Below are 15,632 nucleotides of genomic sequence, written 5' to 3'. Positions count from 1 at the left end.
GTGTTGAATTGCTAGCTGAGATTGCCATCCCACACGGGCAGCTCTTCTTCCCTACTGCCGCTGAAATCGTAGGCGCCGTAGGTTGTGCCGACATCGCTATAGATGGTTCCAGCTACGTTGCGCACGCCGCGGCTATCGCCGGCGAACGCATAGGTCGCTCCCGCGCCAAGAATGGTGAAACTGAACGCAGCTGCAGCGATGATTTTAAGCGCGCGAATATTCTTCCTTTTGTTCATGGGATCCATGGTGCGCCGTCGATAGTGAACATTCACTGTGCCGCGCCATCCTTCCATTGAGTTGGTGCGTGGTTCCCAGCGCGGACACAGGATAATTAAAAAGGTCACGCCAACAGTAGAGTTTCCCACTGTTGGCGTGACCAAGTATTAATTTAGTTGTTACGAAATGAGGGAAACGTTCATACGCGTACCTATTACGTCACTGTGCCATAATGGCAGTGCTAGTCATTGTTCATGTTGTCGGCACGTTCCGCAGCTGCGCGGGCCGCGGAGACGTCGACTGTCGGCGCCTCTCCCCCGCACCCGCCATCGCCGCAGTTGCAGGAATCACCGCACCCCTCATCCTCCTTGTGTGCCTGGTCCCAGAGGTAGGCTGCGCGGGCACCCATGTTGGAACCGATGGAGAGCGCGAGGATCGCTACGACGAACGTGAGTGCAGGAATCAGCCACATCCATCCCTCGGCGCGCAGTGCGATGATGCCGCCGAATACTAAAGCGACGCCACCCAAGAACCAGAAGGGGCCTGCGATAGCGTGGGCGTTATCCCAGGCTTCTTTGGATTTGCGGATCTCTGCGAGGCGCAATCCGATGACGCTATTTCCAGGGAGCTTACGGAGTGTGGCGAGGCCGCCAACAGCAAGAAGTACCGCGGCCAAGATGAGGAAGATGATTCCGACTACGAGCATGCCCCTTAGTCTATCCCGCCCCCTAGCTAGCGAGAAAGCTGGTTCAAATTATTCGCATCCTGCTGTAATATACATTTCGTGTCGCTTGGTAGATATTAAAGCATTTATCATCGGGCGCGAACATCGACGTGGTATCAACCATAGAAAAGACTCAATCATGACATTCAAGAGTGTTCTCAACTCTCTGCTGTTCAAGATTATCGTTGCGATAGTTTTGGGCATCATCGTTAGCCAGTTTGCCCCAGAGTGGTTTGGCAGGGCTTTCGCCACATATAACGGCCTGTTCTCAAACTTCCTCGGCTTCTTCATCCCCATTCTTATTCTTGCCCTTGTGGCTCCGGCAATTGCCGGCCTCGGGCGGGGTGCCGGCAAGTGGCTGGGCATTACTGCGGGAATTGCCTATGGCTCAACCATCGTGGCGGGCCTTGTTGCGTATGGTCTGACCCAGGCCCTGTACCCCACTTTGCTGGCTGGGCAAACGCTCAATACCGAGGTATCCGACATCGATGCTGGTGCACTCGAGCCCTATTTCACTGTTGAGATGCCAGCACCATTTGAGGTGATGACGGCCCTACTTCTGTCCTTCTGCATTGGCGTGGCCATGACCACTGTGAAATCCGACAATCTCTATGCGATTACCAAGGAATTTGAAAACGTTGTTATCAAGGTGATCTGGGGCTTCGTTATCCCACTTCTGCCGATCTACATTTTCGGTATGTTCCTCTCGCTGGGCATGAACGGAAACATCGGCACGGTTCTGATCGCCTTCACGAAGGTACTTTTGCTCGCAGTTGTGATGACCTTGGTTTACCTTGTACTCCAATACGTCATTGCTGGTGCCATTGCAGGTAAGAATCCGTTCAGCGCTTTGAAGAACATGGCACCGGCCTACTTCACGGCGCTGGGTACATCCTCCTCGGCGGCTACGATTCCGGTTACCTTGGATGCCACTTTGAAGAATGGGATTTCCAAGCCTGTTGCTGGCTTCGTTATCCCCCTTTGCGCGACCATTCACCTCTCCGGTTCGATGATCAAGCTGACTCTATACGCCTTTGCGATTGTGTTCATGACTGACGGTATGGAAGCTGATTTGGGTAAGGCTCTCGGATTCATTCTTCTTCTTGGCATTATGATGATCGCTGCCCCTGGCGTTCCGGGTGGTGCTGTGATGGTCGCTGTGGGCCTGTTGCAGGCCAATATGGGCTTCGATGATTCGATGGTGGCATTGATGATTGCTGCCTACATTGCCATCGACTCTGTTGGTACTGCTGCGAACGTTACTGGCGACGGCGCTATTGCGATGATCGTTGACCGCTTCGCGCGGGACAAGATCGAAGGCTTGGAAGCTGAAGTTGACTCCTCTGCCGCCAACGAGGAGGCCGCCACAGCCTAAGTTTCACGTGAAACTCTGATAGCTTCCCTCTCCCCTAGCCCGCTTCACTTCGGTGGTCTATTTACCTAGACCAACCTTCTGGAACGCGGGCTCTGGGAGGGGGATTTTTGTTTGCCCGAATAGTTCCTTCGCTAGTTGCGCAATCGCCTTCCGCGACTGGGGACACCCTCGGTGGAAAGATTTTAGTTAACCCTTGCGGGCTCTCGTTCGAACAGCTATTCTATAGGTGGGCGTGGGGACGTCAGTGTTCGGCTAGTTTAGGGGGTGCAACTACCCATGGGAACCACAACAAACTCTTCAACGTCAATACCTACCGCGTACTTCTCTCACTCAAACCCGCACGATCCTGATTGCAAGGCGGGCCAACTGATGCGGAGAATAGAGTACGAGTTTTGGTCCAGTGTCCAACCACCGCTCGATGCAGACTCAGATACTGCCTTCATACGCATTGGGCAAAAGACAGGAAAGTCTCTTGCCCATGTGGCGCGGAATGTTATGGGACTCATTCGTCTCAATGAGTTGCCGAAGGTAAAGGCTTTGCAAGACGCTGAGTTCTTGCTTGACATGCAGGCCTTGGTCGCTATCGATCAAGTAATGGCAAAGCTCGGAAACCCTATTTCATCAGTTGTTGCCGAGATTGATAGTCAATTGGCGGCGTGGTTAACGCCGACTAAGCCGAACCAACTTTTCCCAAGCGCAGATAAGATCCGGCGCAAGGTGCGTGACATTGCGAAGGTCTTGGATGATTCAATCGCCTTCCGGGACAGGCGGAAGAAGAATCGCTACTCGCTTCTCACTCGCGGAGAGCGTGCCTCGATTGAACTTGAAGTAGACAGCAACGTCGGCATCGTCATCCACGAAACCATCAAGTTGGCCGCTAAAGAGCACGACGTCTCAATGGCGGATGCCTTGATCCTCCTCATTACGGGCAAAATTAAACCTGAGGTAGGAAAGGTGGTCGTGCATGAATACAAAGCCACGGATGTGGAAGGAGCCCCAGTTTACGTCCAAGGACATGGATGGGCCGGCGAAGGAGTCCCGGCGTCGAAGACAGTGGCGCGCGACTTTAGTGATGCTCCAGAACCGTGCAAGGGTTACCAGCCTTCAGATGTCACACGAAAGTATGTCGAGGGGCGCGACGGGACGTGTCGCGCCCCCGGCTGTAATCGTCCAGCATGGACTTGCCAATTGGACCATCGGATCAACTATTCCGATGGTGGCCAGACGCATGCATCCAATTTGGTTGCTCTTTGCCAGCACCACCACAACATGAAAACTGATGGGCGGGCCTTCTATATCCTAGACCCAGTTACCGGTGACGTTGTGTGGTTGTTTGAGGACGGAACCTGGGCGGTGACCGAGGCAACTGGCCCCCTGGCTCCGGCGTCAAAGGTGTGGGCGCGAACCATTGCGGAGGATGTCATTTCTCACCGTCGGAAGATGCACGAAGAAGCAAAAGCCTTGAAGGTGGAGCTGGACGGCGGTGAAATGGTCGAAATATTCGACAGGACGGACCCAGCAGATCGTTACTCGAGTGGGCACGAGGATATCCCCTTCTAGGGGTTTAGGGTCGGAAGTTGTTAGGAAACCACGGGGAATTGAGGAGGCATCTGGAGGGACATGGATTAGGCTCCACGGGTTGTTGCCTATTTCGACGCCGGTAGTCATCAGGTTAGCGCACGCGGACAGTGCGTAGTTTCACGTGAAACGGCCCCTTCCATCGCGATGCGCGGCGGCGGATGACGTGATGGAAGAGGCCGAGGTGAGTTGACTAGTCTGGGGCGCTCCTAGTCATGGTTGCCCGAAAAAGGCGTCCAGAAGGGTGCCTAGAAAGCTTGTTTAGGATTCCGCATGTTTGGTAGCGGCCTTCATCTTGGAGACAAAGTCGGTGACCGCAGCGGCGAGCCCGTCGGCGGGGCGGCCTTCTTCGTCGAGGTGGGCGTCGACAATCTTCGTTAAAGCGGAACCGGTGATTGCACCAGCTGCGCCGGCGGCGATTGCGTCGGCGACGTGCTGAGGCGTCGAGATACCGAACCCAAGAAGAATCGGCGCTCCACCGAAGCGCTTCACGTTATTCACCACTTCATCGAGCCCGCGGGTTTCCGACTCCTTCTCGGTGCCAGTGACGCCGTCGCGCGAGATAGCGTAGATATAGCCCTTGGAGTACTGAGCCACTCCCTGGAGAGTTTGTTCAGATGCTTGAGCCGGGGCGATAAAGATTGGGTCAATTCCGGCTTTTTCGGCGGCGGCGACGAAAGGTGCGCCTTCGCGAATGGGGACGTCGGGAAGCAAGATGCTATCGGCACCCGCTTCCTGGAACTCGGAGTAGAAGGTCTCTAGCCCGCGAGTGAAGGGAACGTTTCCGTAGATGAGCATGCCGATTGGTAGGTCGGGGAATTCGCTTCGGATGCGGCGGATTTGTTCGATCGCGGAGTCGACCGTCGCGCCGCCTGCAAGTGCGCGGATATGGGAGGCCTGAATGGTGGGGCCGTCGGCGACCGGATCGGAGAAGGGGACGCCGAGCTCGAGCGCGTCGGCACCACCGGCGACAGCGGCGCGAACAATGGCGAGGGCGGTGTCTGGGTTGGGATCGCTCAGCATGATGAAGGGGACAAATGCCCCTTCCTTGCGGGCGGCGAGGCTGGAGAAAAGTTTCTCGTAGCGGCTCATTACTTGTCCTCCGTGATCTTGAATTCGGGGTGCGCGTCGAGGGTGCGGCGAACGTGGTCGATGTCCTTGTCACCGCGGCCAGAAAGGGAAACGAGAATGGTGATGTCCTCATCTTTGCGCTTGAGTGCATAGGCAAGGGCATGCGAGGATTCGAGAGCTGGGATGATGCCCTCCCGGCGGCTGAGAATCTGGAAGGCTTCGAGTGCTTCGGCGTCGGTGATGCCGACATAAGTGGCTCGGCCGGTCTGTGCGAGGTGGGCGTGTTGTGGGCCTACACCCGGGTAATCGAGGCCGGCAGAAATAGAATAGGATTCCTCAACTTGCCCGTCAGCATTGCGCATGAGGTAGGAACGGGCACCGTGGAGGATGCCAATGGTGCCATTGTTGATCGTGGCGCCATGGTGGCCGGAGTCTAGGCCCTCTCCCCCAGGCTCAGCGCCGACGAGTTCGACAGATTCTTCGTCGATGAAGTCCGCGAACATACCAATGGCGTTGGATCCGCCGCCGACGCAGGCGACGACCACGTCCGGTAGTCCGCCCGTGCGCTCCAGCATTTGCGCCTTGGCTTCCTCGGAAATGACTTTGTGGAATTCGCGAACAATTGTCGGGAAGGGGTGGGGGCCGGCAGCGGTGCCGAGGAGGTAATGGGATTCGTGGAAGGTCGCGGTCCAATCACGCAGAGCTTCGTTGACGGCATCCTTGAGAGTTCCAGAACCGGAATCCACAGGAACAACCTTGGCGCCCATGAGTTCCATGCGGTAGACGTTGGGCTGCTGCCTCTCGACGTCCTTGGCGCCCATGTAGATCACGCAGTCGAGGTCAAGCAGAGCACAGGCGAGGGCGGTCGCCGTGCCATGCTGGCCGGCGCCGGTTTCGGCGATGATGCGGGTCTTCCCCATCCGCTTGGCCAGGAGCGCTTGGCCGATGACCTGGTTGGTCTTGTGGGCGCCACCGTGCACGAGGTCCTCACGCTTGAGGAAGATGCGTGCCTTTCCGCCTAGTTTGGTCGCTTCAGTGAGAGGCGTGGGGCGGCCCAAGTAGTCACGAAGGTAGCCGGCAAGCTCCTCGCGGAAGGCCGGATCGTTCTGGGCATCGACGAAAGCTTTCTCAAGTTGGTCGAGTGCCGGGATGAGGGATTCGGGGACAAATTGCCCGCCGAATTCACCGAAGTAGGCGGGAAGGAGGGTCTCCCTGGTGTCCTGAGTAGTAGTCATGATCGTCCTTGTGGGTGGGGTTGGTGGTAGGGCTCGGGTTAGGTATCAATACGTAAAGTGACGAATAGTGTGGAAGGCCCTCGCTATGAGTGCACTGTCTTTTTGACCATTCACTTCGACACCGGAGTTGAGATCCAGCCCGGCGGTACCGATGCGAAGAGCCTCCGCAAGGTTGTCTGGCTTGATTCCTCCGGCGAGAAGCGATTTTGCTTTGACTTCGTCGGGGACTGTTGTCCAGTCGAACGGGGTGCCAGTGCCGCCGGCGCCCGAGTCGAGGATGAGGTAATCGGCGGCGTCGGCAAGCGCAGAGGCAAGGGCGGGGCCGTGGGGCGCCGTCATGTCAATGGCGCGCCAGACCTCCCGCTCCCCTGCCACCGCCCGAACGGAGGAGATGAGTTCGAGCTCTGCCTCAGTGCTCCCCTGGTATGGCGCGTGGATTTGCAGGGCGGCAATACCGTCGAGGGCCAGTTCCTCCCAACCAGTGGTGCGGCGAGAGACCGCGACATAGCTGAGATCGGGTTCGTGAGCGATGATGTCCAGCGCGGTTTCACGTGAAACATTGCGCGGCGAAGCCTCTTCGAAGATGAGACCACCATAGACCGCACCGGCGGCACGAGCGGCCTGAGCAGCGGACCAGGAAGTGAGACCACAGACCTTGTTGTGGCCATAGACAAGCTCGCGGGCGGCGCGATCGATGTCAGGCGTGCCGGTGAGCTGGGAGCCAACGAGAAAGGCATTGGCGTGAGACCCCAGGCGGCGGACGGTCTGGTTGTCGCGGATACCGGACTCCGAGACGATGACCTTGCCGGAGGGTACATGGTGCGAGAGGCGCTCGGAGCGGGTGAGGTCGATGCTGAGGTCGTGGAGGTTGCGGTTGTTAATGCCGATCACGTCGATGCCAAAGGCGGTAGCGCGGGCGACCTCCTCCTCGGTGATCGCCTCGGTGAGGACATCAAGTCCCAGAGAATCCGCAAGCTGCTTGAGCTCTGCATAGGTGTCATCGTCGACGATGGACATCATGAGCAGAATCGCATCGGCGCCAAAATAGCGCGCGGCATAGACCTGAATGGGATCAACGATGAAGTCCTTGCACAAGACGGGCAGGTGCGTGGACAGGGCCACCGTCTGCAGGTGGTCGTAGTCGCCGCCGAAACGGTCCGGCTCGCACAGCACCGAAATGGCCGAAGCGTAGCGCGAATACACGCGCGCGATGGCCCCGGGCTCGTAGTGCTTACGAATGAGCCCCAGCGACGGGGAGGCGGACTTGCACTCCATGATGAAGCGGTTGGTGCCGTTGAGCGCATCATAGAAGGAGCGCTCGGAGCGCGGGAGGGCCGTGAGGTCCACGTGTGCGAGACGCTCACGGATGGCGGGAAGATGGGTGCGGCGCTTGGCGACGATCCCCTCAAGCACGGTCGGCAGAGCCATAGTTCGCCTCCTCGTGCTTCTTCAGCCATGCGGCCACGGTGCCATCCTTGATGAGCTGGTCGGCATGCGCGACGCCTTCATGGATGGAGTCGGTCGTGCCATTGAGGTAGAACATCGCGCCGGCGGTAGCGGCGATCGCGTCATGGTGGGCGGGCTTACCGGTGCCAGCGAAGACAGCGCGCAGCGCTGCGGCGTTCTCCTCACCGTTGCCGCCGACGAGGTCTGACAGTTCGTGGCGGGAAATGCCGAGTTCTTCGGGGGTGAGCTCGTAGTGGTTAATGGTGCCGTCGCGAAGCTCCCAGACCTGGGTTGTGCCGTGAACGGCAATCTCATCGGTGCCAGCGCCGTGGACGACGAGCGCGCGTGTGCGGTCGAGATCCTTGAAGACCTCAGCGATGAGCTGGCCCTGCTTAGGATTAGCGATGCCCATGATCTGGAACTCCGGGCGGCCGGGGCTCAGCAGTGGGCCCATGGTGTTGAAGAGAGTGGAGACGCCGAGACCTTTGCGCACCGGTTGCACGTGGGCAACCGCTGGGTTGTAGGCCGGCGCGAAGAGGAAGGTGAAGTTCGAGGCCTCGAGCTGGCGGACCGCGCGGTCCGGGTCGAGATCAAGCGGGATACCGAGGGCCTCGAGGACGTCGGCTGAGCCAGACTTGGAAGAGACAGAGCGGTTGCCGTGCTTGACCATCTTGACTCCGCCGGCGGAGGCGACGAGGGAGGCGCCGGTGGTGACGTTGATGGTGTTAGCGCCATCGCCGCCGGTTCCCGCGGTGTCCATGAGCCCCTCGCCGGTGACCGGGAAGGGGCGGCCGGCATTGAGGAAGGCGCGGGCCGCGCCGGCGACATCGGCGAAGGTCTCCCCGCGGGTGCGGATGTGGGTAAGGAGGGCGGCGATATGGATGTCGTCGTACTCCCCCACCGTCAGTGGGGTGAAAACCTCGATGGCCTGCTCGAGGGTTGGTTCGGTGATGTCGAGGAATTTCTGCAGCGTCTTCAGTGCTTGATTATTAGTCATTACTTGGCCCCTTCCATGGTGGGTTGAGAAGAAAGTTGTTTAATACAGCGTTCGATCATGATGGGCCCCGTCGGTGTTAGAACCGATTCCGGGTGAAATTGAAGGCCGAGTGCCATGCCGTCGAGAGTCTCTGCCGCCATGGTGACGGGTCCGATAGCGGTCTCGGTCTCGGCGAGGCTGCGCATCTGTGTGGGAATGTTCGCGCAGCCCAAGGAGTGGTAACGCGCAACGGGGACGAGGCGGCCGACGTAGTTCGGATTATCGGGCTCGGAATCGGTGGTCAGTCCCTTAAAGAGTGGGTGTTTCGCACCGGCGTCGGTCAGCGTCATGGGTACGGAAGACCCGTGGACTGGGCCGCAGGGCTCGACGGTGCCGCCGAAGTGATCGAGGAGCGCCTGGAAGCCGAGGCAGATGCCGAGGAGGGGGATGCGGCCGAGGGAGGCGTCGATAAGCTGCATCATCGATCCGGCGTCGCGGGGATGGCCCGGCCCCGGCGAGAGGATGATGATGTCGGGCTCGGCGGCGAGGACCTCCTCCACCGGCACGGTGTTTCGGAAGACGGTGGTGTTATAGCCGGCGAGAGAATCGACGAGGTTATAGACGAAGGAATCGTGGTTATCAATGAGGACGACGTGTGGGTTCATCGGATGACCTCCAGGGAAGCGTTGTGGGCCTGGGCGATGGCGCTGAGCACCGCGTAGGCCTTGTGGACCGTCTCATCGGCCTCGGACTGGGGGATGGAATCGCGGACGACGCCCGCGCCGGCCTGGACGACGGCCGTGCCATCCTTGACGTAGGCGGAGCGGATGACGATGCAGTTGTCCATGGAGCCATCGCCGCGCAGGTAGCCGATAGCGCCACCGAAGGAGCCGCGGCGAGTACCTTCGGTCTCGCGGATGAGCTCCATGGCGCGCAGCTTCGGAGCGCCGGTGAGCGTGCCCATGTTCATGCAGGCGCGGTAGGCGTCGAGGGCGTCGAAGTCCTCGTGCAGCGTGGCGACGACGCGGGAGACCAAGTGCATGACGCGCGAGTAGCGGTCGACTTGGAGCAGGTCAGCGACCTTTCTGGTGCCGGGGACAGCGACGCGGGCGAGGTCATTGCGCGCCAGGTCCACGAGCATGATGTGCTCCGAGACTTCCTTGGAGTCCGTGCGCATTTCCAGTTCATTGCGGATATCCAGCTCGTGGGTCGCACCGCGCGGCCGAGTGCCGGCAACCGGGTAGAGCTGTACCTGCCGGTCGCTGGCCGTGTACTTCAGGTTGGACTCAGGGGAAGCACCGAAAAGCTCGTGCTCTGCGCCGCGGACATAAAACATGTACGGCGAAGGGTTGGTCTCACGCAGCGTGCGGTAGGCGGCAAAAGCATCGGGGCACTCGAGGCTAAAGGCGCGCGAGGGCACGACTTGGTAAATGTCGCCAGCGTGGACGTTGCCCTGGAGGCGCTCGACGTGGCGGCGGAAAGCAGCGTCATCAATCGAGGCGTGGGCGCTGATGGTCTCGCGCGGCGCGGGAGCCTCTGGAGTAATAGGTTCGGTGGCGGCAGCGCGGTCGAGCTCCTCGTTGAGCGTGCGCTTGTCGACGCCCCACCCCTCAATCTTCGCCGTCTGCGTCAGGTGATCCACGGTGAGGACATGCTCGGCGACGAGAAACTCATAATCCGGGTATTCGTTGGGGCCTTCCGGGACCGGCGGGAGCACTTCGAAGGTGTCGACGTAGTCGAAGGCGAATCCCCCACCAAGGAAAGGAAGTGACTCGCCGGAATAGAGCTGGCTAAACTGCAGCGTGCGCAGGATATCGGCCGTGGATGTGGCACGGAGGCGGGCGCGCTCATCATGCTCGTCGGAGAGCCCGAAGCTGAAGGTGGCGCTGTTCTCATTGTTCTTCCCCATCTTGGAGCGGAAGTCCTGGCGGAGTTCGTCTAAGAGCAGGTGACCTGCTGGAGTTAAGGCCGTTGCGGTGACGTCTTGGCCGCGGCACACGACCTTGAGTGCTGCCTTGGTGATGGCGATGCAGGTGAGATTCTTCTTGGACTCGATATCCGCGGACTCTAAGAGCAAGGAATCTTGTGGAGCGGCGAGGGCATAAAAGAGCGCGCTGGCGTCGGGAGTGTACCCGACCTCGCGTTTGGCTGTATACGGCATACTGTGTCTTTCTTTAACGATTTTGTGTGCTGCCGCGAGCTTCGCAAGAGAGCAAAACGCCGAAAAGCCCGCAGCTGCGGGCCTTAAATATGGGAGAACAACGAGGCCCGCGGGTTACGCGCGCCACCACCAAAGGTTAAATGTGTTCTTCACATCACTGACTCTAACACCGATACCTTCTGCCGTACAGATAAAGGGCGTGTGGGTACCCCCGTGCCCGAAAGGTGGTACGCCTTAACCAGCGATAGAGTGAGATATGAAACATGCAGCTAAACGGTGTGATGTAGAACTCTAAAACTGTAGAACTATAGCTTTTGAGGGGCTAAGAATACCCCCGGCCGGGAAAAACATTCATAAAACTGCTGGTTAGAGGGATGGAAAAAGGATTAAATAGCGGTCACTACTGTCACTCTCGAGTAGATAAGGACCGATATGTTCTCTAAAACTTCCGCCGCTCTCTCAGCTATCGCCTTGAGCGCTGCTGCTCTCGTGGGATGCTCTTCGTCGTCGGAAAGCGCCAGCGGGGATTCCGGAGGTGGAGACTCCTACTCCATCGGAATTAATCAGCTGGTTCAGCACCCTTCCCTCGATGCCGCTGCAGAAGGATTCCAAGAAGCCTTCGAAGAGGCGGGCGTGGACGTGGAGTGGGATGTCCAGAACGCCAACGGTGAGCAGGGCACCGCGGTGTCCATCTCCCAGCAGATGGCGAACGCCAACCACGATCTCTACCTGGCCATCGCTACCCCAGCCGGTCAGGCAATGAGTAAGTCCATTAAGGACAAGCCTTTGCTGTTCACTGCAGTGACGGATCCCGTAGAAGCGGAACTCGTAGAGTCCTTGGACAAGCCGGGTAAGAATGTCACGGGTACTTCTGACGCCGCCCCCATTGAGGAACAGGTGGAGCTCGTTTCCCAGTTGGTCCCAGACGCTAAGTCCGTTGGCGTCGTCTACTCCTCCGCAGAGGTCAATTCCAAGGTGCAGGTGGAGCAGCTGACGGAGGCTGCCAAGCCGAAAGGAATTGAGGTGAAGTCGCAGACCGTAACTTCCGTGACGGAGATTCCCCAGGCCGTGGAGGCGCTGGGTGATGTCGATGCCATTTACATCCCGACCGATAACATGGTCGTCTCCGGCATCTCTTCGCTCATCAAGGTTGCGAATGACAAGACCATCCCGGTCATCGCTGCGGACTCCGGTGCCGTCGAAGGTGGTGCTGCAGCCACCATTGGAATCAACTACAAGGAGCTGGGCCGCCAGACTGGTGAGATGGCGCTGCGCATTCTTCAAGACGGCGCTGACCCGGCCGATACCCCGGTGGAAACCGCCTCCGAGTACACGTACGTGATCAATGAAGACGCAGTGAAGGCTCAGGGCGTTGAGGTGCCGCAGGAAATCCTAGACAAGGCTGAGACGCTGTGATTGGAGCACTTGAGCTTGGCCTCATCTATGCGGTGATGGCCGTGGGCGTCTACCTCACGTTCCGTGTGCTTGATTTCCCAGACCTGACGGTCGACGGCTCCTTCACCACCGGGGCGGCAACTGCCGGCGTGCTCATTACGAATGGGGTCAACCCCTTTGTGTCCTCGCTGGCTGGCTTCGCCACCGGATTCGTGGCTGGCTGCATCACCGGGCTTTTGCACACGAAGGGCCGCATCGATGGGCTGCTTGCTGGCATCCTCACGATGATCGGTCTGTGGTCCATCAACCTACGCATCATGGGCAGCGCTAACGTGCCACTGCTGACTCAGGATTCTGTATTCACCCCACTGGATGCCGTAATGGGAACCTGGGCTGGGGTGGGCCTGCTCGCAGTGGGATCGGTGGTGCTCTGCCTGCTCATTGTGTGGTTCCTGTCCACGGATTTGGGTCTCTCTCTGCGCGCCACCGGTGACAACCAACAGATGATCACCTCCTTTGGCGTGTCGACTGATTTCACCAAGATTCTGACCTTGGCCCTGTCCAATGGCCTGGTGGGTCTGTGCGGTGCGCTCATCGCGCAATACCAAGGTTTCGCTGATATCTCGATGGGCATTGGTCTCATTCTGGTGGGTCTGGCCTCCGTCATCCTTGGGCAGGCGGTACTCCCCCAGTCGCGCTTGTGGATGGCCGTCGTAGCGGTGGCAGTGGGATCTGTAATCTACCGACTCATCATCTTCGCCGCGCTGCAGGTGGGCCTCAACCCGAATGACATGAAGCTCATCACTGCGCTGTTGGTTATCGTCGCTCTCCTGGTGCCCCGCATGACGCGGGTACGTGGCAAAAGGAAGGCCTAAATCATGCTTAACGTAGACAAGATCTCAAAGACCTTCTTTCCGGGCACGGTGAATGAACGCCGCGCGCTTCGCGACGTCTCCCTGGAACTCGCCCCCGGCGATTTCGTTACCGTCATCGGGTCCAACGGTGCGGGCAAGTCGACGCTGCTGAACTCGATTGCAGGCCGTCTCATCCCGGATGCTGGAAAAATCACCATTGACGGCAACGATGTGACAAGCCAGCCGGAGCACAAGCGTGCGAGGAAGGTTGGGCGGGTCTTCCAGGACCCCATGGCGGGTACGGCACCGAACCTTACGATTGAGGAAAACCTTTCGCTCGCGTACCTGCGCGGGAAGAAGCGCGGACTCGGCCTGGGCCTCAACTCTGCGCGCCGGGCTGTTTTTGTGGAACAGCTGGAGTCGCTCGAGCTGGGCTTGGAGAAGCGCCTTGGAACGAAGGTGGGCTTGCTCTCCGGCGGTCAGCGCCAGGCGCTCTCGCTACTCATGGCGGGCTTTACCAACCCGAAGGTGATGCTCCTTGATGAGCACACGGCCGCGCTTGACCCGCAGCGTGCGGAGTTGGTGACCAGCTTGACGAAGCGCATCGTGGAGCAAGGTCAGCTCACCACGTTGATGGTGACGCACAATATGGCGCAGGCTCTGCAAGTGGGTAACCGGCTCATAATGATGCACGAGGGGCAGATCATCTACTCAGCCGACGCAGAGGAAAAGGCGAAGCTCACGGTGGAGGATCTCATGGCGGAGTTCGCGAAGATCAAGGGCGCGACTTTCGATAGGACCCTTTTGCAGTAGCGTTCCTTCGTGTTTGTTTCACGTGAAACCTAGGTGCTGCGTTTGGCAGTACCTAGGTTTCTTCTGTTATGTCCATAGGGTTTTTGGACATGGAGTCCGGTGTCTTTTTGGACACGGAGTCCATGGATGTCTTGGACACTTCTAGCGGTTTATGGTTGCGGCCTGCGTTTCGGCCGGGGTTTGGATAGTTTCGGGTTCATCCGCGGTGGTTGGCGGTGTTTCATTCCTTCAACGAGGTTGATGTTGATCTGACCACCTGGTGGTCTGTGGCTCAACGTGATCGGCAGTGGCACGCTGAAGAGGAATTCACCGTCATGGGCCGTGTAGAACTCCGCAACGTTTTCGGCTGTGACCGTGGAGTAGAGTCTGCGGTTTTTAAACCTCAGACCAATGTAGAGCCCGAAACCGCACACGCGTACAACGCCGTCTTTGCTTACGCAGAGCTGGTCTGGGATATCCCAATGGTTTGTTGAATTTGTCGTCGGCGCCGTTAGTGTGGGGGTATCGGTGGGAGGTATGCCTTGCAAAGCTGCCATGTCATCGATGCAGGCCTCGTGTGAAGTTGCCGCTTCCGCGGGGCCGTTTAGCATTTCGGATACAGCTTGTGGATTGTGCGCTTGGTTATAGGCGACTACGCGGGCCCAGACCTGCTCAGGATCGAGTGGATGTGTAGGTGATGGTGCCTTGGGGAAGGTATCGAAGGCCTGGCGTGGTGTGATGTGCATTTTGCCGACGAGCAGTGATTGGTGCCGTCGTCGTTCGTTGTAGACCTGGCGATATTCAGCCAGATATGTGTTGACCTCAGCAAGGCTGACTGGGTGGCGTGCATCGAGGAACTGGGTCAACGTGCGGTGAGAGCGTTCGTCTTTTCCCTGGGTTGTCGGGGCGAAACCAGCAATAGCAAGTACACCTTGGCTAGCGAGCCAAGTTTCAGTAGCAGAGAGAAAACCACGGTGATAGGTGGCGAACGCATCGCCATTGTCGGAAAGGATTTCTTGAGGTTTGCCGTAGGCGGCGAACGCTGCGGCCAGTACGGCGCGCGCATCAGTACCGTTTTCTGGCAGAGCGAACGCTGTGGTTCCGACATCGAATCTGCTGGCATCATCGATAATCTGGTAAATCGTGACATGTGTGTGGGCATGGTCAAAGAGGCGGTAGACCAGTCCATCGATTTGCCAGAGTTCACCGACGAGATCACGGGCGAAGCGCTTATAGGAACTGCGTGGCCGTTTGCGGGCATTGGCATCAACAAATCCCAGCTCATGAAGCCACGAGGCGATTGTAGAACGCGACGGCGTGGAATCTGGGCCCGAAGTGTCAAACAAGAAGTAGTAGATCGACCAAGGCCCATAATCCAAGCCTTGCTCCATCAACTCCTGCCTGGCGTGGACGACTGCGATTTTATCGGCCTCGTCAAATTTCTTAATCGGATTCTTCGGGGCAGTCGAATCAGGCACAATACCTGCGCGACCCTTCTGCGCTATCCGGCTTTTGATGTTGTGGTACGTCTGCCGCGAGATTCCTAATTCTTTGCAAAACTGTGTGACCGTCTTGCCGTCACGAACGGGATCGAAATCTGCGACCTTTCTACGCTTATGCAATGGAATAGCCATCCGGCTATTCCACCGCCGCAAACGTCCAAAAAGCCACTAGACATCCCGTCCAAAAACATCCTGGACTCCGTGTCCAAAAAGCCACTAGACATCACATACCTAGGTTTCTTCTTGCCTGTGGGGCACTAGCATTTCAGTGGGGCTCTAAGGGATGACACTAAAGAGGGCCCAGCGT

14 protein-coding genes are annotated in these 15,632 nt (G+C 58.4%); 5 read left to right on the top strand and 9 right to left on the bottom strand.

Annotation, left to right across the window (positions count from 1 at the left end; genetic code table 11):
* Window positions 1–11: 11 nt before the first annotated feature.
* Both CAURIM_RS12625 and CAURIM_RS12620 read right to left on the bottom strand, forming a co-directional pair.
* Window positions 12–236 (bottom strand): hypothetical protein, encoded by a 225-nt coding sequence (locus CAURIM_RS12625; protein ID WP_201828916.1) that lies wholly within the window; start codon window positions 234–236, stop codon window positions 12–14.
* A gap of 221 nt (window positions 237–457) precedes the next feature.
* Window positions 458–922 carry an SdpI family protein gene (locus CAURIM_RS12620; protein WP_201828917.1) on the bottom strand — a complete coding sequence of 155 codons (465 nt, stop codon included), beginning with the start codon at window positions 920–922 and terminating at the stop codon, window positions 458–460.
* 157 nt (window positions 923–1,079) lie between these two features.
* Here CAURIM_RS12620 and CAURIM_RS12615 point away from each other — a divergent pair, with 157 nt between their 5' ends.
* A complete protein-coding gene (locus CAURIM_RS12615) occupies window positions 1,080–2,315 on the top strand; it encodes a dicarboxylate/amino acid:cation symporter (RefSeq protein WP_201828918.1) in 1,236 nt (411 codons plus the stop codon).
* A gap of 495 nt (window positions 2,316–2,810) precedes the next feature.
* Window positions 2,811–3,875 carry an HNH endonuclease signature motif containing protein gene (locus CAURIM_RS12610; protein ID WP_236659359.1) on the top strand — a complete coding sequence of 355 codons (1,065 nt, stop codon included), beginning with the start codon at window positions 2,811–2,813 and terminating at the stop codon, window positions 3,873–3,875.
* A gap of 279 nt (window positions 3,876–4,154) precedes the next feature.
* Here the strand turns inward: CAURIM_RS12610 and trpA are convergent, their stop codons facing one another.
* Genes trpA through CAURIM_RS12580 form a run of 6 tightly spaced genes read right to left on the bottom strand, consistent with a single transcriptional unit; the run spans window position 4,155 to window position 10,782 of the window.
* Window positions 4,155–4,985, bottom strand: a complete 831-nt coding sequence (gene trpA / locus CAURIM_RS12605) for a tryptophan synthase subunit alpha (RefSeq protein WP_201828919.1) — start codon at window positions 4,983–4,985, stop codon at window positions 4,155–4,157.
* Window positions 4,985–6,199: a tryptophan synthase subunit beta gene (gene trpB, locus CAURIM_RS12600; RefSeq protein WP_201828920.1), complete on the bottom strand. Its 1,215-nt coding sequence runs from the start codon at window positions 6,197–6,199 to the stop codon at window positions 4,985–4,987. The genes trpA and trpB overlap by 1 nt, the downstream gene beginning before the upstream one ends.
* Window positions 6,200–6,244: 45 nt before the next feature.
* Complete coding sequence (gene trpCF / locus CAURIM_RS12595) at window positions 6,245–7,627, bottom strand: bifunctional indole-3-glycerol-phosphate synthase TrpC/phosphoribosylanthranilate isomerase TrpF (RefSeq protein ID WP_201828921.1); 1,383 nt, start codon at window positions 7,625–7,627, stop codon at window positions 6,245–6,247.
* Entirely contained in the window at window positions 7,605–8,642 is a 1,038-nt protein-coding gene (trpD, locus tag CAURIM_RS12590) for an anthranilate phosphoribosyltransferase (protein ID WP_201828922.1), read from the bottom strand. The genes trpCF and trpD overlap by 23 nt, the downstream gene beginning before the upstream one ends.
* Window positions 8,642–9,286, bottom strand: coding sequence for an anthranilate synthase component II (locus tag CAURIM_RS12585; RefSeq protein ID WP_201828923.1), 645 nt, complete (start codon window positions 9,284–9,286; stop codon window positions 8,642–8,644). Before CAURIM_RS12585 ends, trpD begins: the two co-directional genes overlap by 1 nt.
* Entirely contained in the window at window positions 9,283–10,782 is a 1,500-nt protein-coding gene (locus CAURIM_RS12580; RefSeq protein WP_201828924.1) for an anthranilate synthase component 1, read from the bottom strand. The genes CAURIM_RS12585 and CAURIM_RS12580 overlap by 4 nt, the downstream gene beginning before the upstream one ends.
* A gap of 432 nt (window positions 10,783–11,214) precedes the next feature.
* On the opposite strand from CAURIM_RS12580, the gene CAURIM_RS12575 reads away from it, so the two are divergent.
* The 3 genes from CAURIM_RS12575 to CAURIM_RS12565 are packed head-to-tail and all read left to right on the top strand — an operon-like array spanning window position 11,215 to window position 13,844.
* Window positions 11,215–12,198, top strand: a complete 984-nt coding sequence (locus CAURIM_RS12575) for an ABC transporter substrate-binding protein (RefSeq protein WP_201828925.1) — start codon at window positions 11,215–11,217, stop codon at window positions 12,196–12,198.
* Window positions 12,195–13,052 carry an ABC transporter permease gene (locus tag CAURIM_RS12570; protein ID WP_201828926.1) on the top strand — a complete coding sequence of 286 codons (858 nt, stop codon included), beginning with the start codon at window positions 12,195–12,197 and terminating at the stop codon, window positions 13,050–13,052. The genes CAURIM_RS12575 and CAURIM_RS12570 overlap by 4 nt, the downstream gene beginning before the upstream one ends.
* A gap of 3 nt (window positions 13,053–13,055) precedes the next feature.
* The gene (locus CAURIM_RS12565) at window positions 13,056–13,844 is read left to right on the top strand and encodes an ABC transporter ATP-binding protein (RefSeq protein ID WP_201828927.1); all 789 of its coding nucleotides are present in this window, start codon (window positions 13,056–13,058) and stop codon (window positions 13,842–13,844) included.
* A 149-nt stretch (window positions 13,845–13,993) separates the two neighbouring features.
* Here the strand turns inward: CAURIM_RS12565 and CAURIM_RS12560 are convergent, their stop codons facing one another.
* Window positions 13,994–15,457, bottom strand: coding sequence for an integrase core domain-containing protein (locus CAURIM_RS12560; RefSeq protein WP_201827648.1), 1,464 nt, complete (start codon window positions 15,455–15,457; stop codon window positions 13,994–13,996).
* Window positions 15,458–15,632: the final 175 nt, after the last annotated feature.

Origin of the sequence: Corynebacterium aurimucosum (assembly GCF_030408555.1) — a bacterium.
Lineage (GTDB): Bacteria > Actinomycetota > Actinomycetes > Mycobacteriales > Mycobacteriaceae > Corynebacterium > Corynebacterium aurimucosum.
The sequence above is the reverse complement of the archived record's forward strand: the minus strand, read 5'-3'. Positions and strand labels throughout refer to the sequence as shown.